The sequence below is a fragment of the Microbacterium plantarum genome, from assembly GCF_035231185.1.
GTDB classification, from domain to species: domain Bacteria; phylum Actinomycetota; class Actinomycetes; order Actinomycetales; family Microbacteriaceae; genus Microbacterium; species Microbacterium plantarum.
In genome coordinates, this window is the sequence record NZ_CP141117.1 from 2,900,261 (window position 1) to 2,925,857 (window position 25,597).

The 25,597-nt window shown below is 70.5% G+C and carries 20 protein-coding genes; 4 read left to right on the forward strand and 16 right to left on the reverse strand.

Annotated features, from left to right (window positions below):
• Positions 1 to 59 precede the first annotated feature (59 nt).
• The 6 genes from rpsG to VC184_RS14040 all read right to left on the reverse strand — a co-directional run bounded on the left by rpsG (position 60) and on the right by VC184_RS14040 (position 5,161).
• Positions 60 to 530: a 30S ribosomal protein S7 gene (rpsG, locus tag VC184_RS14015; RefSeq protein WP_023954027.1), complete on the reverse strand. Its 471-nt coding sequence runs from the start codon at positions 528 to 530 to the stop codon at positions 60 to 62.
• A 5-nt stretch (positions 531 to 535) separates the two neighbouring features.
• On the reverse strand, positions 536 to 904 hold the full coding sequence (rpsL, locus tag VC184_RS14020; protein WP_018187369.1) for a 30S ribosomal protein S12: 369 nt from the start codon (positions 902 to 904) through the stop codon (positions 536 to 538).
• 261 nt (positions 905 to 1,165) lie between these two features.
• On the reverse strand, positions 1,166 to 2,824 hold the full coding sequence (locus VC184_RS14025) for a DUF5684 domain-containing protein (protein WP_323986664.1): 1,659 nt from the start codon (positions 2,822 to 2,824) through the stop codon (positions 1,166 to 1,168).
• Positions 2,825 to 2,864: 40 nt separating this feature from the next.
• Positions 2,865 to 3,527 carry a spermidine/putrescine ABC transporter substrate-binding protein gene (locus VC184_RS14030; protein ID WP_112617786.1) on the reverse strand — a complete coding sequence of 221 codons (663 nt, stop codon included), beginning with the start codon at positions 3,525 to 3,527 and terminating at the stop codon, positions 2,865 to 2,867.
• A 45-nt stretch (positions 3,528 to 3,572) separates the two neighbouring features.
• Entirely contained in the window at positions 3,573 to 4,046 is a 474-nt protein-coding gene (locus tag VC184_RS14035) for a hypothetical protein (RefSeq protein ID WP_112617785.1), read from the reverse strand.
• On the reverse strand, positions 4,046 to 5,161 hold the full coding sequence (locus tag VC184_RS14040; RefSeq protein ID WP_323986666.1) for an ABC transporter: 1,116 nt from the start codon (positions 5,159 to 5,161) through the stop codon (positions 4,046 to 4,048). Before VC184_RS14040 ends, VC184_RS14035 begins: the two co-directional genes overlap by 1 nt.
• Before the next feature lie 129 nt (positions 5,162 to 5,290).
• Between VC184_RS14040 and VC184_RS14045 the strand changes: the two genes are divergently transcribed.
• Positions 5,291 to 5,938, forward strand: a complete 648-nt coding sequence (locus VC184_RS14045; RefSeq protein ID WP_323986668.1) for a hypothetical protein — start codon at positions 5,291 to 5,293, stop codon at positions 5,936 to 5,938.
• A gap of 39 nt (positions 5,939 to 5,977) precedes the next feature.
• On the opposite strand, the gene VC184_RS14050 is transcribed toward VC184_RS14045, so the two are convergent.
• From VC184_RS14050 to pxpA, 7 genes are all read right to left on the reverse strand, one after another.
• Positions 5,978 to 6,565 carry a hypothetical protein gene (locus tag VC184_RS14050; protein WP_323986670.1) on the reverse strand — a complete coding sequence of 196 codons (588 nt, stop codon included), beginning with the start codon at positions 6,563 to 6,565 and terminating at the stop codon, positions 5,978 to 5,980.
• Positions 6,566 to 6,660: 95 nt separating this feature from the next.
• Entirely contained in the window at positions 6,661 to 10,533 is a 3,873-nt protein-coding gene (locus VC184_RS14055; protein ID WP_112617781.1) for a DNA-directed RNA polymerase subunit beta', read from the reverse strand.
• 41 nt (positions 10,534 to 10,574) lie between these two features.
• Complete coding sequence (gene rpoB / locus VC184_RS14060; protein WP_112617780.1) at positions 10,575 to 14,069, reverse strand: DNA-directed RNA polymerase subunit beta; 3,495 nt, start codon at positions 14,067 to 14,069, stop codon at positions 10,575 to 10,577.
• 250 nt (positions 14,070 to 14,319) lie between these two features.
• Positions 14,320 to 14,928: a DcrB/PsbP domain-containing protein gene (locus VC184_RS14065; protein ID WP_323986673.1), complete on the reverse strand. Its 609-nt coding sequence runs from the start codon at positions 14,926 to 14,928 to the stop codon at positions 14,320 to 14,322.
• Between the two features lie 98 nt (positions 14,929 to 15,026).
• Positions 15,027 to 15,665, reverse strand: coding sequence for a hypothetical protein (locus tag VC184_RS14070; RefSeq protein ID WP_323986675.1), 639 nt, complete (start codon positions 15,663 to 15,665; stop codon positions 15,027 to 15,029).
• Positions 15,666 to 15,735: 70 nt separating this feature from the next.
• On the reverse strand, positions 15,736 to 17,328 hold the full coding sequence (locus VC184_RS14075) for a 5-oxoprolinase subunit B/C family protein (protein WP_323986677.1): 1,593 nt from the start codon (positions 17,326 to 17,328) through the stop codon (positions 15,736 to 15,738).
• Positions 17,329 to 17,416: 88 nt separating this feature from the next.
• Positions 17,417 to 18,163: a 5-oxoprolinase subunit PxpA gene (gene pxpA / locus VC184_RS14080; protein WP_282501563.1), complete on the reverse strand. Its 747-nt coding sequence runs from the start codon at positions 18,161 to 18,163 to the stop codon at positions 17,417 to 17,419.
• Positions 18,164 to 18,382: 219 nt separating this feature from the next.
• Here pxpA and VC184_RS14085 point away from each other — a divergent pair, with 219 nt between their 5' ends.
• A complete protein-coding gene (locus tag VC184_RS14085; RefSeq protein WP_323986679.1) occupies positions 18,383 to 20,074 on the forward strand; it encodes an ABC transporter ATP-binding protein in 1,692 nt (563 codons plus the stop codon).
• 156 nt (positions 20,075 to 20,230) lie between these two features.
• Here VC184_RS14085 and VC184_RS14090 read toward each other — a convergent pair whose 3' ends face one another.
• The 3 genes from VC184_RS14090 to VC184_RS14100 form a co-directional block, all read right to left on the reverse strand.
• Positions 20,231 to 21,184, reverse strand: a complete 954-nt coding sequence (locus VC184_RS14090) for an ABC transporter permease (RefSeq protein ID WP_112617774.1) — start codon at positions 21,182 to 21,184, stop codon at positions 20,231 to 20,233.
• A complete protein-coding gene (locus tag VC184_RS14095) occupies positions 21,181 to 22,185 on the reverse strand; it encodes an ABC transporter permease (protein ID WP_112617773.1) in 1,005 nt (334 codons plus the stop codon). The genes VC184_RS14090 and VC184_RS14095 overlap by 4 nt, the downstream gene beginning before the upstream one ends.
• An 82-nt stretch (positions 22,186 to 22,267) precedes the next feature.
• Positions 22,268 to 23,941, reverse strand: coding sequence for an ABC transporter substrate-binding protein (locus VC184_RS14100; protein WP_112617772.1), 1,674 nt, complete (start codon positions 23,939 to 23,941; stop codon positions 22,268 to 22,270).
• 173 nt (positions 23,942 to 24,114) lie between these two features.
• Here VC184_RS14100 and VC184_RS14105 point away from each other — a divergent pair, with 173 nt between their 5' ends.
• Positions 24,115 to 24,978: a spermidine synthase gene (locus VC184_RS14105; RefSeq protein WP_114588825.1), complete on the forward strand. Its 864-nt coding sequence runs from the start codon at positions 24,115 to 24,117 to the stop codon at positions 24,976 to 24,978.
• A gap of 79 nt (positions 24,979 to 25,057) precedes the next feature.
• The gene (locus VC184_RS14110; protein WP_112617925.1) at positions 25,058 to 25,585 is read left to right on the forward strand and encodes a hypothetical protein; all 528 of its coding nucleotides are present in this window, start codon (positions 25,058 to 25,060) and stop codon (positions 25,583 to 25,585) included.
• Positions 25,586 to 25,597: the final 12 nt, after the last annotated feature.

Sequence of the window (25,597 nt, forward strand, 5' to 3'; positions counted from 1 at the left end):
TTACGTTTGGTCGGGAGCGCCGGCCGGGGTGGTTACCCCGGCCGGCGCCGAGAAGCTGTTTACCAGCGGTAGTGCGCGAAGGCGCGGTTCGACTCGGCCATCTTGTGGGTGTCTTCGCGGCGCTTGACCGCGGCACCGAGGCCGTTCGAGGCGTCGAGGATCTCGTTCTGCAGGCGCTCGGTCATCGTCTTCTCACGACGGCCCTTGGCGTACGAGACGAGCCAGCGCAGCGCGAGCGTGTTCGCGCGGTGCGGCTTGACCTCGACGGGCACCTGGTAGGTCGAGCCACCGACGCGGCGGCTCTTGACCTCGAGGGTCGGACGGACGTTGTCGAGCGCCTTCTTCAGCGTCGCGACGGCGTCCTGGCCGTTCTTGGCCTCAACACCCTTGAGGGCGGTGTAGACGATCGACTCGGCGATCGACTTCTTGCCGTCGACGAGGATCTTGTTGACGAGCTGCGTGACGATCGGAGCACCGTAGACCGGGTCGTTGACGACGACGCGGCGGGGTGCAGGTCCCTTACGAGGCATCTAACTCAACCCTTCTTCGCGCCGTAGCGGCTGCGAGCCTGCTTACGGTTCTTGACGGCCTGGGTGTCGAGCGCACCGCGGACGATCTTGTAGCGGACACCGGGGAGGTCCTTCACACGACCGCCGCGGACGAGCACGAGCGAGTGCTCCTGCAGGTTGTGGCCCTCGCCGGGGATGTAGGCGGTGACCTCGGTGCCGTTGCGGAGCTTGACACGGGCGACCTTGCGCATGGCCGAGTTCGGCTTCTTGGGCGTGGTCGTGTACACGCGGGTGCAGACACCCGCCTGCTGGGGGTTCGCCTTCAGAGCGGGCGCCTTGGTCTTGGTGACCTTCGGCGAGCGACCCTTGCGAACCAACTGCTGAATGGTTGGCACGTTCTCTCCTTGTAGTGCTGCACGGTGACAGCGTCGTGGTTTCACCACAGATCCACCGGCGCGTCACGAATGCTGCGTTTTCGAAGGGTGGATATGCCGTGGGGGCGTCCTGTTCGCAGAACGATCCCGATTCGCGTGCTCCGCTTCGACCTGATCATCGGACCGAGGCACGACGCAGGGCGCGCACGAGCGCACACCCGATCAATGATACGCCTCTCCGGCGAGGCGGGCAAACGCCGATGCGAGCCGGTGGTATCGGCGTCAGGCTCCGGGCCGCTCGATGCGCAGTTCGGCGTCGCCGAGGAGGAAGCGCTCGCCCGCCGGCGCGTCCGACCCGGGCTCGAGCTCGATCTCGGTGCCGAGGAAGTTCGTCAGCACGACGCCGTTCGTCGAGTGCAGGTCGGTGATGTGCCACAGCCCCGAGCGCAGTTCGAGACGGGCGTGCGTCTTGGAGACGGTGCGCGTGCGGTCCTCGATGGCCACGAGCTGGGCACGCGGGTAGGCGGGGTCGGGCGCGGGCTGACGCCCGACGATCGCGACGTCACCGGTGAGCGGTGCGATCTCCCCGTCGGGCAGCACCAACTGCCAGTACACCCGGCGCCGAGCGACGACGACGGTGTGGTCGATGTCGCCGTCGTCGGAGACCTCGGCGCGGCGCAGCTGGGCGGGGACCGCCGCTTCGGCCGTCCGCGGAGCCCCCGCCGCCGGAGCGCTCGCGACCGCGGAGACCTCGTCGGACAGCTCCGGGAACTCGTCGGGCGTGCGCGCGAAGGCGCGGCGGGCGATCGGCGTCGCCGAGACGGCATCCCAGGTGCGGCGACCCGCCCCGAAGCCGGACGCGGAGTCGGGGTCGGCGAACGACGGGACCACACCGGGACGATCGGATGCCGCCCGCGACGGGAACGGCGACGGCGAGATCGCCGAGACGTCGTCGATCTCGGACGGCCAGCGCGCGTCGTCGGATCCGTCTTCGTCGGCGTCCGCGTCGCGGATGGCGGCATCCTCATCGGGCCGCGTCTCGACCTGCGGGGCGGGTTCGCGCAGGATCGGCTCGCGCGCCTCCCTCGGGGCCGGCTCCGAGAACGCGGGCCGGGCCTCGGGCTGCGCCGGGGCGTCGTCGGGCTGCTGCTCAGGAGAAGATGCCGCGGCGGGCTCGGCCGCGGGTTCCGGCTCGACCGGGTGAACGTCCGGAGCGGCCGGCTCGACGGCGGGCTCGGTCGCCGACCGGCTGCGATCGGGTGCCGGCGCGGAAACGTCGGGGGTGGTCGCGGCGGGGGCGAACGGCGACGGCGGCGCCCACGGCGACGGCTGCAGGTCGGTCGGCGCCTCTTCGCGCTCGGGCACGGCGGCCGCATCGGCCTCACCGCTGGCGGCATGCGGCTCGGGGCTGAAGTGACGTGCCGACAGGGTCGGGCTCGCCAGCGTCGGCGGCGCCGCCGGCTCGGGAGAGCGGGCCGGGCGGAACTGCGCGTCGCGCTCCGGATCCGACTCGGACAGCGGCGGGGTGAAGACCCACGGCGGCGCCGTGACCTCGGCGGCCTGCTCGCCCCGCCAGCGGGCGGGACCGAGACCGAGGATGCTGGCCCACACGACGAAGAGCAGTGCGGCGAGCACCGTCATGCCGGGACCGGCGCCGAAGCCGCGGCCGATGCGGTGCGCCGCCATCACCAGCAGCACGTACACCGCGAGCGGCCCGAGCACCGGGACGAGGCCGATGAGGACGAGCCACGGGCTGAAGCCGCCGATGCGCAGCACCACCGCGATGTTCAGCAGCGGCACCCACCCCTGCCACGGCTCCTCGTCGGTCTTGCGGAAGAGCCCGGCCAGCGCCAGCGCCGTCCAGACATAGAGGACCGCACCCAGCACCGTCGAGAGGACGACGAGCAGGATGAGGAGCGATTCGTTGCCGGAGGTGGTCATCGCATCCCACGATAGGGCCCGTGACGCCCCGTCACCGCCGTCACGGTTCACCGCCGCGCTCCGCGCCGGGCTCGAAGGGCGCATCGAGCGACCGCGTGAGCTCGGCGAGCATCGCCTCGATCTGGGGCTCGACATGCTGCGCGACGGCGGCCTGCACGCGCAGCCGGTGGTGCAGCAGCACCGCGCAGACCTCGCGCCCGATCATGTTGGCGTAGTCGTCGGCGAGACCGACCTCCTGCCGCAGGGCGGCTTTCGCCTCGCTGCTGAGCGGCGGCAGTTCGGGCACGGCGTCGTCGGACTCCTGCGCGAGGCCGGAGATGGTGAAGAGGAACGGCGCCCCGGCCACCGGTTCCGGATCGAGCGGCAGGCCGTCGAACTCGGGCTCGAGCCCTTCGGAGGGCCGGTACGTACGCGCGCGGTTGCGTGCGGCCTGCTGGTCGAGCTCGGCCTGCAGCATCGGCAGGTTGCGCGAGGTGTACTCGGCGACGGCGGCATCCACGATCGCCTTCATGCGTGTGGAGAGTCCGTGCTGCACGCCGTGCGGGACGTCCGACCCGAGACCCACCGCCGACAGCACCGGCGAACCGATGCAGCGACGGCAGGGAGCGATGCGCCCTCGGTGCGTCGCTGGCTGCCAGCGCGGCAGCCAGCGCAGCCAGGCATCCACCGCCTGGCTGACCTGGGTCTCGAGCGACCGCTCCACGGGCCTATTGTGACCGATCCGAGCCGGTCGGTCCGGGATTTCGCGTCATTCGTCCTCGTCGCGTTCCCAGGCCCACCGTGGCGGCGTCGCGCGCGTGCGGACCAGCGCGACGGCCGTCCAGCCCGAGATCGCCGCCGCGGCGACGAGGAGCACGCCGAACCAGGAGACCGCGAAACCGCCGGCCGCGGCCAGGGCTCGCGCCGCGTCGACCCCGACGAGCAGCGCGGCCACGACCAGGCCGGCGAGGTACGACAGCAGCGCGACGATTCCCACCGGAACCGAGATCGCGTACGAGGGGCGCGGCACCCGCAGCACGGTGGCCAGCGTGGCAGCGATCGCGATGACCGCGGCGCCGAAGCCGACGGCGCCCGGGATCGGCCCGAGACCGCGGACGGCGACGACGTCCTGGCCGGTCACCAGGCTCAGGATGCCGAGGCCGCAGATGGCGAGCGCCCCGAAGCCCACGACCGCGAATGCGGTGGCGAGCCCGGGGCGCATCCCGCCGGAGGGGGTGGACATCAGTAGCGGTGCAGCTGAGGCCCCGCCTCGAGGGTGCGCTCGTACTCGCGCTGCGCCTCGGCGTTGAGCTCGGTGACTCGGCGTCCGCGGGCGGCGACCCACGCGCCGAACCAGATCGTCAGCTCGCGACCCGCGACCAGAGCGACGAGCGCGAGCGGCGCGAACGCCTGCTCGCCGACGATGGTCAGGGCCTGGCTCGGGGCGATCGTCCAGAACGGCGCCTGGAAGAGCTGTCCGGCGATGTGCCCCGCGTATGACGCGAGGCCCACGAGGAGTCCGAGGAGGACCCACAGGCCCCAGCGGCCGCGGTTGATGAACGCGCCCAGGACCCAGAAGGCGAGGAAGAACACCACGACGGGAACCCAGAACCACCACGAGGTGGCGGCTGCGAGGGCCTGATCGCCGACGTTGGCCGTCGTCACCTCGCCGCGTACGGCGTCGATGCCCAGGGCCGCGCCGAGGTAGATCAGCGCGAAGGCGATGGCCGCCAGGAGGCCGATGGCGCCGGCCGCTCCACGGTTGCCCCGCGGAGTCGGCGCCTCGGGGGCCTGGACGAAGATCGGCTGCGGGCTCGGGGCCGCAGCCGCCGGCGTCTCGGCGACGGGCTCGCTCGCGCTCACGGTGCGCGTGGCGCCGGCGTCGGTGTCATCGGCACGGTAGGCGCGCGTGGCGGTGTCGCTCGCGGCTGCTCCGCCCGCGGCGGTCGTAGCGGCGGCGGCGCCTGCTGCCCCGCCCGCGGCGGCATCCCGGTCAGTCGTCGCCGCAGCATCCGCCTCGGCGTCGCGCGGGGTGTCCCACTCGCTCGGCGAGTTCCACGCATCGTCCGACGACGAGCCGACGGTGTCGGTGCGCTCGTCGCGCGCTGCGGCGGCATCGATCCGAGCAGCATCCGCGTCGGAGGTCGCTCCGTCGGCGACGGGTCGGTCGGTCGAGGCGTCGGCGCTCGCGGACCGCTCGGGGAGAGTTCCGGAACCGGCGTAGGCGGCATCCCAGTCGTCGGCCGAGACCGCATCGCGCGACGCCTCGGCGTCGGCGAGCCCGGCCCGGGCGCTGCCCACGACGTCGTCCACCGGCTTCGGCTCTTCGACCGGCTCGCCGTACTTGGGGTCGCTCATGCGATGTGCTCCTCACGCGGTGGCCGGTGCCGCCGCAGAGGCGAGGATATCCCGGCGATGCGGGCGTGCCGCGCAGGCGTGCCGACGTGTCTGCGCACCCGTGCGTGCGTGCGGACGTATCGTCGTGCCATGACCTCGCGCGCCCTTCCCCGCCTCGCGCCGGCCGCTCTCCTCATCGCGGCCGCACTGCTCGCGGGATGCGCCCCGGAACCGGGGACCGCCGCCGGGCCGGCACCCGATACGAGCGCGTCCGCAGAGGCCCCCAGCCCGACCCCGGCCATGACGGTCTCCGCCGAAGCGGGCGGCCCGCCGCCGACGGCATCCGGCTCTGTCGTCTCGACGACGGTCCTCCCCCGCGACTGCGCCGGCATCCTGGGCGCCCCCGCACGCGCCGCGCTCGCGTCGGTGCCGCTGAACGACGCGGCCTTCGGTGAGAGCGGGTCGCTTCCGGACGGGTCGCTGCGCTGCGTCTGGGCCGACCCGGCCGCCGACACCGCGAAGATCGAGACCACGATCGCCTACGCCGAGCGCAACCCGGTGATCGACTTCTTCAACGAGCTCACCGAGATCGGGTTCACCTGCTACGAGCCGGCGGGCGGCGTGCGCTGCGAGAAGACCTGGCAGAACGCGCGCTACCCCGTCACCGACGGACGGACGCTCTTCTTCCGCGACGGCGTGCTCATCGACACCCAGTTCTCGCACCTCGCCCCCGAGGGGTACACGACCGGCATCATCGCCTCGGTGTGGCCGGCGGGGGCGGCCACACCCGCTCCCTGAGGGGTCGCACGACCCGGGGCGACCGGGCGCGCAACGAGGTCAATCGCCCGACGTGAAGACCGCGTTTCCGACCCGGGTGGCGTACTGCTCGGGATGCCACGCCGACTGCGACGTCGACACCCAGCGCCCTCCCCCTGCCTCGATCGTCTCGACGAGGTCGCCGGCGGTGCGCGAGCAGAGCGTGCGCGCGCCGCGCTCGTCGCACGTGAAGCCCTGAGCGGGCAGCGCGGATGCCGCGATCGAACCGGCATCCGTCCCCACCGCTCCGACCGTGGTCGAGATCGACCCCGCGTCGGAGGTCCAGCTGCAGGTGAAGCGCACCTCGGGCGCGAGCGCCTCGACGAGGGCCACGGCGGTCGACACGGGGGCGTCCTGCGACTGCTCGAGCTTCGCGCCGGGGGCGTACTGGAGGGTCACCCAGAGCGCCTCGGGGTACAGATCCCGACACTCCTGCGGGCCGTCCGCCGCAGCGGCATCACCGCCGGCGCCCGCTCCGCTGCCGCCGAGCAGTCCCATGCCCGTCGACACGAGCGGCACGGTCAGCACTGCCAGCACCCCGATGACGCCCGCGCAGAGGACCCCGACGATCCACGCGAAGACGACATTCCGACCACCGATCCGTGCCACGTCTCCACGCTAATCCGGCGGGGAGCGCTCTCGCCCACCGACACGACGAAGGGCCCCGGGACATGCCCGGGGCCCTTCGCGAGATCAGCGATCGATCAGTTGTAGCTGGTGAAGTCGCCGTCGGTGGAGAAGCTGTCGAAGTCGACGTAGCTCAGGTCGGCGTCGCTGTACGCACCGTCCGACGCGAAGATGCGGTTGGGGTACCGCTCGCTCTTCGCCTCCTCCGTCGCCTCGACGGCCACATTGCGGTACTTCGCAAGGCCCGTTCCGGCGGGGATGAGCTTTCCGATGATGACGTTCTCCTTGAGGCCGACGAGCGGGTCGCTCTTGCCCTCCATGGCCGCCTGCGTGAGGACGCGGGTGGTCTCCTGGAACGACGCGGCCGACAGCCACGATTCGGTCGCGAGCGACGCCTTCGTGATACCCATCAGCTCGGGGCGGCCCGACGCGGGACGCTTGCCCTCGGCCACGGCCTCGCGGTTGATCTGCTGGTACTTCTTGAAGTCCACCAGCTCACCCGGGAGCAGCGTCGTGTCGGCGTGGTCGACCACGGTGACCTTCCGCAGCATCTGACGGACGATGACCTCGATGTGCTTGTCGTGGATCGGCACACCCTGCGAGCGGTAGACGCCCTGCACGCCGCCGACGAGGTACTTCTGCACCTCGCGGGCACCCTGCACGCGCATGATGTCCTTCGGGTCGAGCGTGCCCACCTGCAGAGGGTCGCCGACCTCGACGTGCTGCCCGTCCTCGACGAGGAGCGTCGCACGCTTCAGCACCGGGTAGACGAAGGGCTCGTCGCCGTTGTCGGGCGTGATGATGACCTTCTTGGCCTTCTCGGTCTCGTCGATCGTGATGCGGCCGCTGGCCTCCGCGATCGGCGACGCACCCTTGGGGGTACGGGCCTCGAAGAGCTCCTGCACGCGGGGCAGACCCTGCGTGATGTCGTCGGCCGAGGCCGAACCACCGGTGTGGAAGGTACGCATCGTCAGCTGGGTACCGGGCTCACCGATCGACTGGGCGGCGATGATGCCGACCGCCTCGCCGATGTCGACGATCTTGCCGGTGGCCAGCGAACGGCCGTAGCACTTCGCGCAGACACCCACGGCCGAGTCGCAGGTCAGGACCGAGCGGACCTTGATGGAGGTCACCCCGCCCTCGACGAGCTTGTTGATCAGCACGTCGCCCACGTCGTCACCGGCTGCGGCCAGCACCTCGCCCGAGGGCGAGACGGCGTCTGCGGCGAGGGTACGGGCGAACACCGAGTTCTCGACGTTGGCGTCCTTGATGAGGGCGCCGTCGGCACCGGGTGCGGCGATCGGGAGCTCGAGGCCCTTCGACGTGCCGCAGTCGTCCTCGCGGATGATGACGTCCTGCGAGACGTCCACCAGACGACGGGTCAGGTAACCCGAGTCGGCGGTTCGCAGAGCGGTGTCGGCCAGACCCTTACGGGCACCGTGCGTCGCGGTGAAGTACTCCGCCACCGACAGCCCCTCGCGGTACGAGGAGATGATCGGACGCGGCATGATCTCACCCTTGGTGTTGTTGACCAGGCCTCGGATACCGGCGATGTTACGGATCTGCAGCCAGTTACCACGGGCGCCCGACGAGACCATGCGGTTGATGGTGTTCTCGGCGGGGAAGTTCGCCTTCATGGCGGCCTGGACCTCGTCGGTCGCCTCGGTCCAGATCTTGATCTGCTCCTGACGACGCTCGGCGTCGGTCACGAGACCCTTCTCGAACTGGCCCTGGACCTTCGAGGCGAGCTTCTCGTACTTCGAGATGATCTCGGCCTTGTTCGGCGGCGTCAGGACGTCGCTGAGCGCCACCGTGACGCCCGAGCGGGTCGCCCAGTGGAAGCCGGCGTCCTTGATCCGGTCGAGGGATGCCGCGACCTCGGTCTTGGGGTACTCCTCGGCCAGCTTGTTGACGATCTGCGACAGCTTGCCCTTGTCGGCCTGCTCGCGGACGAACGGGTAGCCCTTGGGCAGGGTGTCGTTGAAGATCGCCTGTCCGAGCGACGCGTCGACCAGACCGTGGCGCTCGTAGCCCTCGGGGGCGTCGCCCTCGAGGAACGCGAGACCCGGGATGCGGATGCGGACCTTGGCCTGCAGGTCGAGGGTGCCCTCGTCCTTCGCCAGGATCGCCTCGCCGACCGAGCCGAACACGCGGCCCTCGCCCTTGGCACCCTCGATGACCGTGGTCAGGTGGTGCAGACCGATGATCATGTCCTGCGAGGGCAGGGTGACCGGACGGCCGTCCGAGGGCTTGAGGATGTTGTTCGACGCGAGCATCAGGATGCGGGCCTCGGCCTGCGCCTCGACCGAGAGCGGCAGGTGGACGGCCATCTGGTCACCGTCGAAGTCCGCGTTGAACGCGGCGCAGACGAGCGGGTGCAGCTGGATCGCCTTGCCCTCGACGAGCTGGGGCTCGAAGGCCTGGATGCCCAGGCGGTGCAGGGTGGGTGCACGGTTGAGCAGCACGGGACGCTCGCGGATGATCTCCTCGAGCACGTCCCAGACCTCGGGACGCGTGCGCTCGACGGCACGCTTGGCCGCCTTGATGTTCTGCGAGTGACCGAGGTCGATCAGGCGCTTGATGACGAACGGCTTGAAGAGCTCGAGGGCCATCTGCTTGGGCAGACCGCACTGGTGCAGCTTCAGCTGGGGTCCGACGATGATGACCGAACGACCCGAGTAGTCGACGCGCTTTCCGAGCAGGTTCTGACGGAAACGTCCCTGCTTGCCCTTGAGCATGTCGGACAGCGACTTCAGCGCACGGTTGCCGGTACCGGTGACGGGGCGACCACGGCGGCCGTTGTCGAACAGCGCGTCGACGGCCTCCTGCAGCATCCGCTTCTCGTTGTTGACGATGATCTCGGGAGCCCCGAGGTCGATCAGACGACGCAGACGGTTGTTGCGGTTGATCACGCGGCGGTACAGGTCGTTGAGGTCGGAGGTCGCGAAGCGGCCACCGTCGAGCTGGACCATCGGACGCAGCTCCGGCGGGATCACCGGGACGACGTCGAGCACCATCGAGGCCGGCGACATGCCGGTCTGCAGGAACGAGTTGACGACCTTGAGGCGCTTGATCGCACGGATCTTGCGCTGGCCCTTGCCCTCGGAGATCTGCAGGTGCAGCGAGTCGGCCTCGGCGGCCAGGTCGAACGCCGCGAGGCGACGCTGGATGCCCTCGGCGCCCATGTAGGCCTCGAAGTACTGGCCGAATCGGTCCTGCAGCTCGTGGAAGACGTCGTCCTCCTGCTTGAGCTGGCCGACCTCGAGGGAGCGGAACTCCTCCCACACCCGCTCGAGGCGCGAGATCTGCTCGTCGAAGTTCTTGCGGACCGTCGCCATGTCCTTCTCGGCGGAGTCCTTGGCCTTCTTCTTCTGGTCGGCCTTGGCGCCGTCGGCCTCGAGGGTCGCAAGCTCCTCCTCCAGCTTGGCCAGACGCGTCGCCACGCGGGCGTCACGGCGGTCACCGAGGTTCTTGATCTCGAGGCGGAGGTTGTTCTCGTGCGTTGGGAGGTCGCGGTGACGCGCATCCTCATCGACCGAGATGACCATGTACGCGGCGAAGTAGATGACCTTCTCGAGGTCCTTCGGCGCCATGTCGAGCAGGTACCCGAGGCGCGAGGGCACGCCCTTGAAGTACCAGATGTGGGTCACGGGAGCGGCGAGCTCGATGTGGCCCATGCGCTCACGACGGACCGAGGACTTGGTGACCTCGACGCCGCAGCGCTCGCAGACGATGCCCTTGAAGCGGACGCGCTTGTACTTTCCGCAGGCGCACTCCCAGTCGCGGGAGGGGCCGAAGATCTGCTCGCCGAAGAGGCCGTCCTTCTCGGGCTTGAGCGTGCGGTAGTTGATGGTTTCGGGCTTCTTGACCTCGCCGAAGGACCAACGACGGATGTCGTCAGCAGTGGCCAGGCCGATGCGAAGCTGATCGAAGGTGTGTGACTCGAGCACTGATTCTCCTGTGTCGGAATTCTGTTCGTTGCCTGGCCGGATCAGATCTCGTCGATCGACGAGGACTCGAAGCGGCTGGAGATGTTGATGCCGAGCTCCTCCGCTGCGCGGAAGGCTTCGTCATCGGTGTCGCGGAGGTTGACCTCGGTGCCGTCGGCCGAGAGGACCTCGACGTTCAGGCAGAGCGACTGCATCTCCTTCATGAGCACCTTGAACGACTCGGGGATGCCGGGCTCCTGGATGTTCTCGCCCTTGACGATGGCCTCGTAGACCTTCACGCGACCGACGATGTCGTCGGACTTGATCGTCAGGAGCTCCTGGAGGGCGTACGCGGCGCCGTAGGCCTCGAGGGCCCACACCTCCATCTCACCGAAGCGCTGGCCACCGAACTGCGCCTTACCACCGAGCGGCTGCTGGGTGATCATCGAGTACGGGCCCGTCGAACGCGCGTGGATCTTGTCGTCGACGAGGTGGTGGAGCTTCAGGATGTACATGTAGCCGACCGAGATCGGAGCCGGGAACGGCTCGCCGGAGCGACCGTCGAACAGCTTCGTCTTGCCCGAGGAGTCGATGAGACGCTCACCGTCGCGGGTGAGGTTCGTCGAGTCGAGGAGCCCTGCGATCTCGGACTCGAACGCGCCGTCGAACACCGGGGTGGCGACCTTCGTGCCGGGAGCGGCCTCGCGAGCGATCTCGGGCAGGCGCTCGGCCCACTCGGGGTTGCCCTCGACCTTCCAGCCCTGCGCGGCGATCCAGCCGAGGTGCAGCTCGAGGACCTGGCCGAAGTTCATTCGACCCGGGATGCCGAGCGGGTTGAGCACGACGTCGACCGGCGTGCCGTCGGCGAGGAAAGGCATGTCCTCGACGGGGAGGATCTTCGCGATGACACCCTTGTTGCCGTGGCGGCCGGCGAGCTTGTCGCCCTCGGTGATCTTGCGCTTCTGGGCGATGTAGACCACGACGCGGCGGTTGACGCCCGAGCCGAGCTCGTCGTCGCCGTCCTCGGCGTTGAACTCCTTGACAGCGATGATGGTGCCCTGCTCACCGTGGGGGACCTTCAGCGACGTGTCGCGGACCTCGCGGCTCTTCTCGTTGAAGATCGCGCGGAGCAGACGCTCCTCGGCCGACAGCTCGGTCTCACCCTTGGGCGTGACCTTGCCGACGAGGATGTCGCCGGGGCGCACCTCGGCGCCGATGCGGATGATGCCGCGCTCGTCGAGGTCCTTCAGCAGGTCGGGCGCGACGTTGGGGAGGTCACGGGTGATCTCCTCCTTGCCGAGCTTGGTGTCGCGGGCGTCGACCTCGTACTCCTCGATGTGGATCGAGGAGAGCGTGTCGTTCTTCACGAGCTCCTGGCTGAGGATGATCGCGTCCTCGAAGTTGTGGCCCTCCCACGTCATGAACGCGACGAGGAGGTTCTTGCCGAGCGCGAGCTCGCCGTTCTCGGTCGCGGGGCCGTCGGCGATGACCTCGCCGACCTCGACGCGCTCACCGGCCGAGACCACGACGCGCTGGTTGTACGACGTGCCCTGGTTCGAGCGGTCGAACTTGCGGAGGAAGTAGTCCTGCGTGCCGCCCTCGTCGAGCTGCACGGTGACGACGTCGGCCGAGACCTCGGAGACGACACCCGCCTTCTGCGCGGTGATGACGTCACCGGCGTCGATCGCGGCGTAGCCCTCCATACCGGTTCCGACCAGCGGCGAGTCGCTGCGCAGCAGCGGCACGGCCTGACGCTGCATGTTCGCACCCATGAGGGCGCGGTTCGCGTCGTCGTGCTCGAGGAAGGGGATGAGCGAGGTCGCCACCGACACCATCTGGCGCGGCGAGACGTCCATGTAGCCGATCTCCTCGTTCGGGAAGAGGTCGACCTCGCCGCCCTTACCGCGGCGGGCGAGGACGCGGTCGGCCACGAACGAGCCGTCCTTGTTGAGCTCGACACCGGCCTGCGCGACGACGTAGTCGTTCTCCTCGCTGGCGGTGAGGTAGTCGATCTCGTCGGTGACCTTGCCGTCGACGACACGACGGTACGGGGTCTCGATGAAGCCGAACGCGTTGATGCGCGCGAACGAGGCGAGCGAGCCGATCAGACCGATGTTCGGGCCTTCCGGCGTCTCGATCGGGCACATGCGGCCGTAGTGCGAGGGGTGGACGTCGCGGACCTCGACGCCGGCGCGCTCACGCGACAGACCACCGGGGCCCAGCGCCGACAGGCGGCGCTTGTGGGTCAGACCCGCGAGCGGGTTGTTCTGGTCCATGAACTGCGACAGCTGCGAGGTTCCGAAGAACTCCTTGATCGCGGCGACGACCGGGCGCACGTTGATCAGGGTCTGCGGCGTGATGGCCTCGATGTCCTGCGTGGTCATGCGCTCGCGGACGACGCGCTCCATGCGCGAGAGACCGGTGCGGACCTGGTTCTGGATGAGCTCGCCGACGGCGCGGATACGACGGTTGCCGAAGTTGTCGATGTCGTCGGTGTCGAGGCGGATCTCGGCGGGCTTGCCGTCGCGGATGCCGTCGAACGTGGCGTCGCCGCGGTGCAGACGGACCAGGTACTTGATGGTCGCGACGATGTCGGCGACGGTGAGCACCGACTCCTCGATCGGGGTGTCGAGACCCAGCTTCTGGTTGATCTTGTACCGGCCGACCTTGGCGAGGTCGTAGCGCTTGGCGTTGAAGTAGAAGTTGTCGAGGAGCGCGCGCGCTGCCTCGGCGGCGACCTGCTCGCCCGGGCGCAGCTTGCGGTAGATGTCGCGGAGCGCGTCCTCCTTGGTGAGGATCGTGTCCTTCGCGAGGGTCTCCTCGATCGAGTCGTACCCGGCGAACTCCGCCATGATGTCTTCGCTGGTCAGGCCCAGGGCCTTGAGGAAGACGGTGACCGACTGCTTGCGCTTGCGGTCGATGCGGACGCCGACCTGGTCGCGCTTGTCGATCTCGAACTCGAGCCATGCGCCGCGCGAGGGGATGACGCGCGCCGAGACGATGTCCTTGTCGGAGGTCTTGTCGGGCGTCTTGTCGAAGTAGACACCGGGCGAACGGACGAGCTGCGACACGACGACGCGCTCGGTGCCGTTGATGATGAAGGTGCCCTTGCCGGTCTGGAGCGGGAAGTCGCCCATGAAGACCGTCTGGGTCTTGATCTCACCGGTGAGGTGGTTCATGAACTCGGCCTCGACGTAGAGCGGGGCAGCGTAGGTCTTGCCGCGCTCCTTGCACTCCTCGATGGAGTACTTCTCGGGCTCGAGGTACGGGTTGGTGAACGAGAGCTGCATCGTCTCGCCGAGGTCCTCGATGGGCGAGATCTCCTCGAAGATCTCCTCGAGGCCGCTCTGGAGGGCGACGTCGGTGCGGCCGGCGGCCTGCGCCTCGGCGAGGCGGGCCTTCCAGGCGTCGTTGCCGACGAGCCAGTCGAAAGACTCCGTCTGCAGCGCCAGCAGGTCGGGGACCGTCAGCTTGTCGGAGATCTTCGCGAACGAGAGGCGGGAAGCGCCGCGACCGTTCTTGGGGGTGGTGGTGGATGCGTTGCTCGCAGCAGCCAAGGGGATTACCTCCGTGGCCCGGGTGGGGCCGGTTCCTTGTCGTCAGGTGGAGTGCTCCCGGTCCGAGCTCTCGCGTCTCACGCCGTCGGACGGGGCGGAATCGCGCAGAGCACAAGCCGACCACCATATGAGGGCAAGGGGGACGGGAGCGCAACTACCAACTATAGGCGTCGCGACGCGCCATGTCCAGCGCAATCCTTGACGACCCCCGGATGCTGCGGTATAAATGCGCGCCGCCCGAGGTCGTGGGTCACTCCCAGGCCCAGCTCGAGAGCACCGTGTCCGCGAGGCGACGTCGATCGTCCTCGGTGGTGTCGGCCGGAGACGCGATGGTGATGACGAAGGTCTGCTCGTCCTGCGTCGCGTAGTACTGGTCGATCAGCGTCTCCGCGCCGTCCTGCGCGAGCGTCGCCACGAGGTGGGCCGACTCGCTGCCCGCGATGTCGACACGATCCTCCAGCGTCACGTCGGTGGCCCCGACCGCCTCGAGGCTCGCGGCCCCGTCGGCCTCGACATCGGCCGGCGTGATGACGCCGGGAGAGACGACCACGCTGATGTACCGACCGTCGGCGTCGGCGGACTCCGAGACGAAGACGTCGACCTGCCCGCCCGTCGGGTCCTCGGCGGGCACCGCCCAGCCAGCCGGCACGGCGAAGCTGTATCCGGTCCCTCGCACCGTCTCGCCGGGGGCGGCGTCGCTCGACGAGGTCGCGGTGGGCGTCGGAGTCGCCGATGCCGAGCCGGGGGCGGAGGATCCGGAGGCCCCGCCGATCCCGCCCGGCCGCGCGTCGCACGCCGCGAGCAGCAGCGCCGCCGAGATGAGCGCGGCGGCGATCGGAGCGATCCGGGAGCGCATCATGCATCACACGCTAGGCGAATCCGTCGCGCCGGCACTCCCCTTGACACGGCAACGCGCCGCCCGCTGCGGGAGCGGACGGCGCGTTGCGGGGGTGAGGATCAGGCCCACGCCCACGAGGCGAGCACGGCGTCGTAGACCGCCGCACGGTCCGCCTCCGAGACGTCGGGGCTGAACGAGAAGGTCACGACGTAGGTCTGGTCGTCGTGCGACGGGTAGAACTGGTCGACGTTGTAGGTGACGTCCTGCTGCGTGACGGATGCCGAGATGTGGGCCGACTCGCCGCCGGCGATCGAGGTGCGCTCCTGGACGGCGACGTCGGTCGCGCCCGCCTGCCCCTCGAGCTCCTCGACGCCGTACTTCTCGACGTCGTCGGCGGAGATCGCCTGCGGCGCCGGCGAGAGCACGACGTTGACGTTGTCGGCGAACGTCGCCGAGGGGTCGGAGAGATCGGCGACGAAGACGTCGACCTTCTCCATGCCGGGGAGCTGCTGCTCGGGGATCGCCCAGCCCTCGGGCACAGAGAAGCTGTAGCCCGTTCCGGTGATCATCTCGCCCGACGCCGGCGCGACATCGGGGGCACTGGCGGCCGGAGCGGACGACGACGAGGACGAGGGGGCGGACGACGCGCCGGCGTCCCCCGACGCCGCGGTGTCGCCCGACTGCCCGCCGCATCCGGCGAGGAGAAGAGCCGCGGAGACGAGCAGCGCGGCGGAGGCGGTGGTCTTGGTGCGAGTCATGGCTTCGACGCTAGGGGACCCGCCGCATCCGCACGGGGTCTTGACACGGGGAGTTCTCCCCCTTGACGAATCAGCCTCGCTGAGCGGTACCCGCACCTCGAACCGTCGGACGCAACCGCACGCGATCGCCGGATCGGGCCTGCGCGAGCCGGCTCCGGCCCGTCGATGTCACGACACCCACGACCGGGTACCCGCCCGTCACGGGCGCGTCGACTCCGAACACGACGGGCTGGCCGGCCGGCGGAACCTGGATCGCCCCCGGCACCATCCCCTCGCTCGTCAGCTCCTCGCCGCGCGCGCGTTCGAGGCGTGGCCCTTCCAGGCGGATGCCGACCCGGTCGGCCGCCGCCGACACGACCCAGGTCGCCTCGGCGAGCAGGCGGCGGGACGAAGAGGTGAGCCAGTCCGAGCGCGGGCCGGTCGTGAACGGGATGTCGAGGGGAACGGCATCCGTGCCCGTCGGCGGCAGACCCCACGGATGCAGCGGCAGCGCGGGGACCGGCCCGGCGGTCTCGCGTCCGGCGGCGACGACGTCACCCGGCCGAAGCGGCGGCGGGCCGAGCCCCGAGAGCGTGTCGGTCGACCGCGAGCCCAGAACGGGGGCGATGTCCCATCCGCCGCGCACCGCCAGGTAGGCGCGGGTGCCCGCGAGGAATCCGTCGAGGCGCAGCTCGGTCCCGGCGGGCCACGCATGCACGACGTACGGGTCACCGGTCCGGCCGTCGATCTCGACCCGCGCCCACGCGCCCGTCACGACCACCGTCAGATCGCGTTCCGCCACGGCCCGGAAACCGCCGACGGCGATCTCGATCGCGGCCGCCCCGTCACGATTGCCGACGAGACGGTTGGCGAGCGCCCAGGCGGCGGGGTCGGCCGCGCCCGCCGCGCCGACGCCCTCGGCGGCACGACCCGAGCGGCCGGCATCCTGAATCGTCGCCTGCGGGCCCGGCGAGATGACGCGGATGCCGCCGGGAGCGGTGACAGGCTCCGAGCGGGCGCCCGGCTCCCCCGCAGTCGGCGACGCGGTGCGACCGGGCAGGGCGCCATCTGACCCGACGGCGCGGGCGCGCGCGGGATCGAATCGCACCGCGCCACCGGGAACGAGGAGCGCGGGCTGGGCGGCATCCGGATCGAACAGCGGCGCGTCCGTCGTGCCGATGAGCTGCCACCCTCCCGGGGTCTCGCGGGGGTACGCGCCCGAGAAGGCCCCGGCCAGACCGACAGACCCCGCCGGCACCCTCGTCCGCGGCGAGGTCCGGCGCGGGATGTCGAGATCCCAGCCCGCACCGACGAGATAACCGAACCCGGGGGCGAAGCCCGTGAAGGCGACCGTCCAGTCCGTCGCGGCATGGCGGGCCGCGAGCGCCTCGGGACTGACGCCGAGCGCCGCAGCGAGGTCGCCGAGGTCGTCGCCGTCGTACCGGATCGGCAGCGTCACGGGCGCGGGGGCGGATGCCGGCGGCGCCGCTGACGAGGCAGCGGTCGAGACCCAGGTGCGGGCCGCGGCGAGGGACAGCGCGACGGGATCGACGCGGACGAGGACCGTCGCGGCCGCGGGCACGACGTCGATGACGCCCGCCGGCGGCGCAGCGGTGAGTCGCGCGTGCAGCGCCATCACCTCCGCCAGGTCCGAGACCTCGACGAGCACCGCGTCGGGCCCCATCGGCAGCATCCTCATGCCGGCGTCCCGGGTTCGGCACGCCCACGGCGACCCCGTCTGCGCGATCCTGCCGGCGAAGCGGGCCTGACGGTCACCACGGCGAGCGCACCTCGATCCCCGCGGCATCGAGCGCCGACCGCACCGCGCGAGCCATCGCGACGGCACCGGGGGAATCGCCGTGCACGCAGAGCGATGTCGCGTCGGTGTGCACCGTCTCGCCCGAGACCGCGACCACGACCCCCTCGGACGCGAGGCGCAGGGCGCGCTCGGCGACGAGGCCCGGGTCGTCGAGCAGGGCGCCGGGAGCCCCGCGCGGGACCAGCGAGCCGTCGGCGCGATAGCCGCGGTCGAGGAAGGCCTCGCGGTGGAACGGCAGGCCGGCATCAGACGCTGCCGACGCGATCGCACCACCGAGACCCAGCACCGGGACCGGCCGGCCGAGCTCGGCCGACAGGTCTGCCACCGCAGCGGCGACGGCTCGCGCGGTCGCGGCATCCTCGGTCGCGGCGTGATACAGCGCCCCGTGCGGCTTGACGTAGCGGATGTCGCCGCCCGCCGCGGCGAGCGCACGCAGTTGCGCGACGACCTGCGGCCGCAGCACGTCAGGCTCGACGGCGACCCGCACCCGCCCGAACCCGGCCCGGTCGAGATAGGAGGGGTGGGCCCCGACCGCGACGCGGGCGGCAGCCGCTCCGGCCACGGCTGTCCGCATCGACGCCGCGTCGCCGGCATGCCCGCCGCAGGCGATCGACGCGCTCGACACGAGGGCGAACATCGCGGCGTCGTCCGCCGTTGCGACACCCTCGACCGTCTCGCCCAGGTCTGCGTTGAGGTCCATGGACCAACGCTAGCCCGCGCCGCCGTACCCGGCTGTGCCGTCGACAGGCTGAACACCTTCACCAGCCCCGCGAACGGCACCCCGGGGCGGCTCAGCCTGTCCACGGCGCGAGCACACCCGGTCCGAGACACGACGCGACACGACGGGCCGGCGTTACGTCGATGTAACGGGTGGGCCCGACACGGTGCGCTCGGCGCCGCGGGCAGGCAGGATGGGCCAATGGCAGACTCCTCCACTCCCCTGCTGCGGGTGAGCGACATGGCCGTCGACTTCCGCACGCTCGAGGGCCCGGTGCACGCGGTCGAAGGCGTCGACCTCGAGATCTCAGCGGGCGAGACGGTCGCGATCGTCGGCGAATCGGGCTCGGGCAAGTCGACGACGGCGATGGCCGTGATCGGGCTCCTCCCCGGCAACGGGCGCGTCGTGCGCGGCAGCATCCGCCTCGACGGCGAAGAACTCGTAGGCGCACCGGAGAGCACGCTGCGCCGCATCCGCGGCGGGTCGATCGGACTCGTGCCGCAGGACCCCATGTCGAACCTCAACCCCGTGTCGAAGATCGGCACCCAGGTCGCCGAGACCCTGCTCGCGCACGGCCTCGCCACCTCGAAGGACGTCGACGCCAAGGTCGTCGAGACCCTCGCCGCCGCGGGCCTCCCGGATGCCGCCGAGCGCGCCAAGCAGTACCCGCACGAGTTCTCGGGCGGGATGCGGCAGCGCGCGCTCATCGCGATCGGGCTGGCGTGCAACCCGCGGCTGCTCATCGCCGACGAGCCCACGAGCGCCCTCGATGTGACGGTGCAGAAGACGATCCTCGATCAGCTCGGCCGGATGACGGGTGAGCTGGGCACGTCGGTGCTGCTCATCACCCACGACCTCGGCCTCGCCGCCGAGCGGGCCGCCCGCGTCGTCGTCATGCACCGCGGCCGGATCGTCGAGCAAGGTCCGGCCCGCCAGATCCTCGAGGACCCGCAGCAGCCCTACACGCAGGCCCTGGTCAAGGCGGCCCCCTCGGTCGCGGCGGTGCGCCTGCGCCCGGAGGCCTACCGGGCGACGCCGCCACCGGCCGCCGTCGCCGACCGCGCGGCATCCGCCTCCGCCGCACCTGCGGAGACGGCGGCACGGCGCGACAACATCGTCGAGATCGAGAACCTCACGAAGCTGTACAAGATCCGCGGCCGCAAGGACGACTTCGCCGCCGTGAGCGACGTCTCCCTCGCCATCCCGCGCGGTGAGACGGTCGCGATCGTGGGCGAATCCGGATCGGGCAAGACGACGACGGCCCGGATGCTGCTGAAGGTGATCGAGCCGACGTCGGGAACGATCCGCTTCGAGGGGCAGGACGTCGCCGGGCTGAAGGGTGCGCAGCTGCGCGAGTTCCGGCAGAGGGTGCAGCCCATCTTCCAAGACCCGTACTCGTCGCTGAACCCCATGTTCACGATCGAGCGGATCGTCGCCGAGCCGCTGGAGTTCTACAAGCGCGGCACCGCGAAGGATCGCGCTACCCGCGTGCGGAAGCTGCTCGACGACGTCGCCCTGCCGCAGACGATGCTGCGCCGGTACCCCTCCGAGCTCTCGGGCGGCCAGCGTCAGCGCGTCGCTATCGCGCGTGCCCTCGCGCTGAACCCCGAGCTGATCGTCTGCGACGAGCCGGTGTCGGCCCTCGACGTGCTCGTGCAGGATCAGATCCTCACGCTGCTGCGCGACCTGCAGGGCGAATACGGACTGAGCTACCTCTTCATCTCCCACGACCTGGCCGTGGTGCGCCTGATCTCGGACTACGTCTGCGTCATGAAGGACGGCGCGCTCGTCGAGGCGGCGTCGAGCGAGGAGATCTTCACCAACCCGCGCGACCCGTACACGCGGCGGCTGCTCTCCTCGATCCCGGGCAACGAGCTCGACATCGCCTCCTGACCCGGCGCCTCCTGCCACCCCGCGGGCTCCCCGTCGCGCCCGGCGGCGATACAGCCGTCGGACCGCTGGGGCTGGTGCAGCCAGCGAAGACCGGTGAGGCGACATCAGCCCCACCGGTCCTGCAGGTGTATCGCAGAGCCGCGACCCCGGGCCGGGTCAGCGGGCGCGGGTGCGCGGGTCCATGGCCTCGCGCAGCGATTCGCCGAGCAGCGTGAAGCCGAGCGCGGTGATCATGATGCACAGGCCCGGGAGGAACGCGAGCCACGGGGCGATCGCGAGCTCGTTCTGCGCGTAGGTGAGCATGCGGCCCCACTCGGCGGTCGCCGCTCCGCCGCCGCCGAGGCCGAGGAACGACAGCGCCGCGGCGTCGATGACGGCGGTCGCGAGAGTGAGCGTCCCCTGGACGATGACGGGCCCGAGGCTGTTGGGCAGCACGTGGCTCATCGTGATCTTGCCGCGGCCGAGCCCGAGGGTCTGCGCCGACAGGATGTAGTCGGCACTGCGCTGCTGCAGCATCGACGCTCGCAGGAGGCGCGCGAAGATGGGCACCTGCGAGGCTCCGATGGCGATCATGATCGCGAGCTGCGACTGACCGAGGATCGCCGCGATCGAGACGGCGAGCAGCAGGTTGGGGACCGACAGGAGGATGTCGACGAACCGCATGACGACGGTGTCGACCCAGCCCCCGAACATGCCGGCGATCAGGCCCAGGAGCATGCCGCCGGCGAGACCGAACGCGGTCGAGATGACGCCGATGAGCAGCGAGGCCCGCGCACCCCAGATGAGCTTCGACAGCACGTCGCCGCCGAAGCGGTCGAGGCCGAGCGGGAAGCCGGCGATCTCGCCGGGACCGGGGATGTGGGTCGGGGTGACCTCGCGCGCGCCGGGGAGGGCCGTCTCGGGGTAGGGCGCGAGCCAGGGTGCGAGGATCGCCACGAGGAGGAAGACCAGCACGATGCCGGCGCCGATCCAGGCCACCGGGTTGCGGCGCAGGCGCGCGAAGACGTCGTGCCAGAACCCGCCGCCGGTGCGGGCCTCGAGCACCTCGTGCTCGGCGACGGCGGTGGCGGGTCCGTCGCCGGGGGCGGGCGGGAGCGCGTTGGTGCTCATGAGACCCTCACTCTCGGATCGATCAGGCTGTACGAGACATCGACGATGAGGTTGATGAGCGCGTAGATGACGGCGATGAAGAGGATGAAGCCCTGCAGCACCGGGAAGTCGCGGGCGCTGATGGCCCGGGCCAGGAACGAGCCGATTCCGGGGAACGCGAACACCGTCTCGGTCAGGATCGCCCCGGCCAGCAGCAGCCCGACCTGCAGGCCGACGGTCGTGGCGACCGGCAGCATGGCGTTGCGCAGGATGAAGCGGCCGCGGAGCGTGCGGCGGGCGATGCCCTTGGCCCGGCCGGTGCGCACGTAGTCGGAGTTCTGCACCTCGAGCACCGAGGCGCGGGTGATGCGCACGATGATCGCGAGCGGGATCGTGCCGAGGGCGAGCGCCGGCAGGATGAGGTGCAGGACGGCATCCCAGGCGGCGTCGAACTCTCCGGTGAGCAGACCGTCGAGCACGTAGAAGTTCGTGTAGTGGGTCGCGTCGATGCGCGGGTCCTGGCGGCCGTCCGAGGGCAGCCAGCCGAGCTGGACGGCGAAGACGTACTTGAGGATGAACGCCAGGAAGAACACCGGGATCGTGACGCCGACGAGGCTCAGCACGACAGCGACGTGATCGCTGACCTTCCCGTGGTGGCGGGCGGCGAGGTACCCGAGCGGGATGCCGATTCCGACGGCGAAGATCAGGGCGGCGATCGAGAGCTCGACGGTCGCCGGGAAGCGCCGGAGGAACTCCTCGACGACGGGGCGCCCGGTCTCGATCGACGACCCGAAGTCGCCGGTGAGCAACCGCCCCATATAGGTGGCGTACTGCTCGAGGATCGGCCGGTTGAAGCCGTACAGCTCGTTGATCCGGGCGATCGCCTCGGGGGTCGCCTTCTCGCCGAGGAGGGCGACGGCGGGGCCGCCGGGCAGGGCGCGGACCCAGAGGAAGAGGAGGATGCTGAGCCCGAGGAGCGTGGGGATCAGCAGAAGCAGCCGTTGGCCGATGGTTCGCAGCAACGCGGAATCTTTCGGTCGAGGAGTGCGGGGCGGGCTCGCGCCCGAGGCGGTGGCCCGCCCCGCGAGGATCAGCGGGTCGTCGTCACTCGGTCAGGACGATGTCCGTGAACACCTCGTCGTTGACCGGGCTGGCCGGGTAGCTCTCGACGCGCGGATCGAACGCGAGCGTCGGGGCGGGGTGGGCCAGCGGGACGCCCGGGATGAACTGGGCGACCTGCTCGTTGATCTGCTCGTAGAGCGCGGTCTGCTCCTCGAGGTTCGGCACGCCGCGTGCGGAGTTGAGCGCTGCGAACAGCTCGGGGTTGTCGAAGCCCCACTCGGCCGAGGGCGCACCGAAGAACACGCCGACGAAGTTGTCGGTGTCGTTGTAGTCGCCCGTCCAGCCCAGCAGATGGATGCCGTGGTCGGGGGTGCCGGTGATCTTGTCGAGGTAGTCGGGGCTCCAGGCATCCGTCTGCGGCGTCAGCTGCACGCCGACGTCGGTCAGCTGCGTCGAGATGACCGTCGCGATCTGCTCGGGGTCCGGCATGTAGGGGCGCGAGACGTTGACCGGGTAGTTGAAGGTCAGCGTCAGCGGGTTGGCCTCGGTGTAGCCGGCCTCGGCGAGGAGCGACTTGGCCTTCTCGGGGTCGTAGTCGTAGGTGGTGACGTCGGGGTTGTAGCCGTTGACGGTGTCGGGCATGAACTGCGTCGCGACCTCGGTGCCCTCGGGGAGCACCTGCGAGATCAGGGCCTCCTTGTCGATCGCGTGCGACAGGGCCTCACGGACGCGCACGTCCTGCAGCTCGGGCTGCGCCTGGTTGAAGGCGAGGTAGAGGATCGTGAACGGCGGGCGCGAGACCATCGTGAAGCCGGCTTCTTCGAGCGCGGCGGTGTCGGCGGGGCCGACGAGGTCGTAGCCGTCGATCGATCCGGCCTCGAGGGCCTGGCGGCGGGCGGTGGGGTCGTCGATGACGCGGAAGATGATCTTGTTCACCTGGCCCGACTCACCCCAGTAATCGTCATAGGCCGAGAGCGTGAGCTCCTCGCCCGGCGACCACTCGTCGAACTTGTACGGACCGGTGCCCGTCGGGTGCCCGGCGCCGTACTCCGAGAGCGAGGGGGCCTCTTCGGTGCCGCCGATCTCGTCGGCGCCGTACTCCTCGAGCGCCGTGGGGCTCTGCATGGCGAAGGCGGGCAGCGACAGCGCCGGGATGAAACCGGCGAAGGGCTGCTTCAGCTGGATCGTGGCCTCGAGGTCGGAATCGGCGCTGCACGACTCGAAGACGGCGGTGTCGGGGGTCTCGACGTAGCCGCGGAAGAGCTTGCCGTAGTAGTACGAGAGCGCCTCGCTGGCCGCCAGGCCCGTCCAGTTGTACCAGCGGTCGAAGTTGGCGCACACCGCTTCGGCGTTGAAGGGCGTGCCGTCGTGGAAGGTCACGCCCTCCTTCAGCTGGAAGGTGTGCGTCAGCCCGTCGTCGGACGACTCCCAGCTCTCGGCCAGCAGCGGCGCGGGGTCGGCCGTGCCGGGCTCGGTGCCGACGAGGCCTTCGAAGATCTGGCGGGAGACGCGGAAGGTCTCGCCGTCCTGCGCGAACGCCGGGTCGAGGCTGGCGGGGTCGGCGGAGGCGGCGAAGACGAAGGTGCCGTCGACGTCGGTCGCGGCATCCGTCTCGCCGCCACCTCCGCGCTGGCTGGTGCACGCCGAGAGGGCGAGGGCGCCGATGGCGACCGCCGCCAGTCCCGCGAGCGCGCGCTTGCGAGGAGTGGAGAGCATGGGGGTGTCCCTTTCTGAGGTCCGGAGCGGGCCCACCGCGGCGCACTCCGAGGTAATTGGGTCCGAACCTATACGGGCAGGAGGGTCGAAGTCATTACATCGATGTCTCGATCGTGTTTCGACTGCGCAGACCGGCTCGCGCGCATGCCGACCCGTGCCGATAGCGTTGAGGAATGGCACGAGCGCGCGTCGAGGAGTCCGGTCCGCAGGCACGCTTGTCCGACGGCACGATCGCGCGCATCGTGACGTCATCATTCACGTCCGGCTTCGAGCTCGACGTCGACGGGACCCCCCAGTCGCACGTCGACCTCGACGATCCGACGCACCTGCACTTCGAGTACATCGCCCGGATGGCGGCCGTCATCGACCGCCTGCGGATGCCGGGACAGCCGCTCACCGCCGTCCATCTGGGCGCCGGCGCGCTGACCCTCCCCCGGTACATCGCCCACACGCGGCCGGGATCGCGTCAGCAGGTGATCGAACTCGAGCAGCCCCTCGTCGACCTCGTGCGCGAGGCGCTTCCCCTCCCCCGGGGCGCGCAGGTGCGCGTACGCATCGGCGATGCCCGCGCCGTCGCCGAGAAGCTCCCCCCGGGCCTCACCGGCGCCGCCGACCTCGTCGTCTCCGACGTGTTCGCGGGCGCGCAGACGCCCGCTCACCTGACGACGGTGGAGTACTACCGCTCGCTCGCGCGGCTGCTCGCCCCGACCGGCGTGCTCCTGGTCAACGTCGCCGACGGCGCCGGCCTCGCGTTCGCCCGCCGACAGGTCGCCACCGTCCGCGAGGTGCTCCCTGAGGTGCTGCTGCTCGCCGAGGTGCAGCTGCTGAAGGGACGGCGATTCGGGAACATCGTGATCGCGGCATCGGCCTCGCCCCTGCCGTCGGAGTGGCTGCCGCGCCTGATGGCCGCCGGACCGTTCCCGGCCAAGGTCGCGCAGGGCGCCGAGATCGACGAGTTCGCCCGCGGGGCGCGGGTCGCGACCGATGCCGACGCGACCCCGTCGCCGAAGCCGTCGGCATCCGTGTTCGAACGCTGACCGGCGCGGCGGGCGGGTGCTTGCACCGCTTTGGACGAGACTGGGATCCACCGTTCTCGAATCGCGGAGGTGGATGACGGTGGGCTACATCCTCGGGTACGACCCGGACACGCTGCGGGAGATCGTCGACCCGGATCAGTGCGCAGAGCGCCTCGCCGAGATCGGCGAGCAGCGCAGCCTGCCCGCGCTTCTCGAGCGCGTCTGGCTGCTGAAGGTGCTCGACCGGCTCGATGAGGCACTCGTCGTCGCGGAGCAGGCAGTGCGGGTGGCCCGCATGGCCGGAACCCGCAAGGATCTGCTGCGCGCCCGGGTGCTGCACGCGACGATCCTGCAGAACCGCGGTGCCTTCGCCGCGGCGATCCAGGAGCTGACGACGTGCGCGGAAGAGGCGGAGGGCCAGAACTGGCCGCTGCTCGCCGCGTTCGCGTACCAGCACCGCGGCAAGGTGTCGTACGACGCCGAGGAGTACTCCGACGCCCGCACCGATTTCAAGCGTGCGCTCTTCCTCCGCCAGGAGGGCGGCGCTCCCGAGGATCAGCTCGAGTCGACCCTGCTCGCCGTCGATGCCGCCGAGCGGCGCCGTTCGCGTTCGATCGTCGCCAGCTGAGCGCTGCGTCCC

What these genes read in the sequence shown, in the direction of transcription:
- rpsG (WP_023954027.1), bottom strand. Translation starts at nt 530, where the DNA reads ATGCCTCGTAAGGGACCTGCACCCCGCCGCGTCGTCGTCAACGACCCG.
- VC184_RS14025 (WP_323986664.1), bottom strand. Translation starts at nt 2,824, where the DNA reads ATGACCACCTCCGGCAACGAATCGCTCCTCATCCTGCTCGTCGTCCTC.
- VC184_RS14035 (WP_112617785.1), bottom strand. Translation starts at nt 4,046, where the DNA reads ATGTCCACCCCCTCCGGCGGGATGCGCCCCGGGCTCGCCACCGCATTC.
- VC184_RS14040 (WP_323986666.1), bottom strand. Translation starts at nt 5,161, where the DNA reads ATGAGCGACCCCAAGTACGGCGAGCCGGTCGAAGAGCCGAAGCCGGTG.
- VC184_RS14045 (WP_323986668.1), top strand. Translation starts at nt 5,291, where the DNA reads ATGACCTCGCGCGCCCTTCCCCGCCTCGCGCCGGCCGCTCTCCTCATC.
- VC184_RS14065 (WP_323986673.1), bottom strand. Translation starts at nt 14,928, where the DNA reads ATGATGCGCTCCCGGATCGCTCCGATCGCCGCCGCGCTCATCTCGGCG.
- VC184_RS14070 (WP_323986675.1), bottom strand. Translation starts at nt 15,665, where the DNA reads ATGACTCGCACCAAGACCACCGCCTCCGCCGCGCTGCTCGTCTCCGCG.
- VC184_RS14075 (WP_323986677.1), bottom strand. Translation starts at nt 17,328, where the DNA reads ATGGGGCCCGACGCGGTGCTCGTCGAGGTCTCGGACCTGGCGGAGGTG.
- pxpA (WP_282501563.1), bottom strand. Translation starts at nt 18,163, where the DNA reads ATGGACCTCAACGCAGACCTGGGCGAGACGGTCGAGGGTGTCGCAACG.
- VC184_RS14085 (WP_323986679.1), top strand. Translation starts at nt 18,383, where the DNA reads ATGGCAGACTCCTCCACTCCCCTGCTGCGGGTGAGCGACATGGCCGTC.
- VC184_RS14090 (WP_112617774.1), bottom strand. Translation starts at nt 21,184, where the DNA reads ATGAGCACCAACGCGCTCCCGCCCGCCCCCGGCGACGGACCCGCCACC.
- VC184_RS14100 (WP_112617772.1), bottom strand. Translation starts at nt 23,941, where the DNA reads ATGCTCTCCACTCCTCGCAAGCGCGCGCTCGCGGGACTGGCGGCGGTC.
- VC184_RS14105 (WP_114588825.1), top strand. Translation starts at nt 24,115, where the DNA reads ATGGCACGAGCGCGCGTCGAGGAGTCCGGTCCGCAGGCACGCTTGTCC.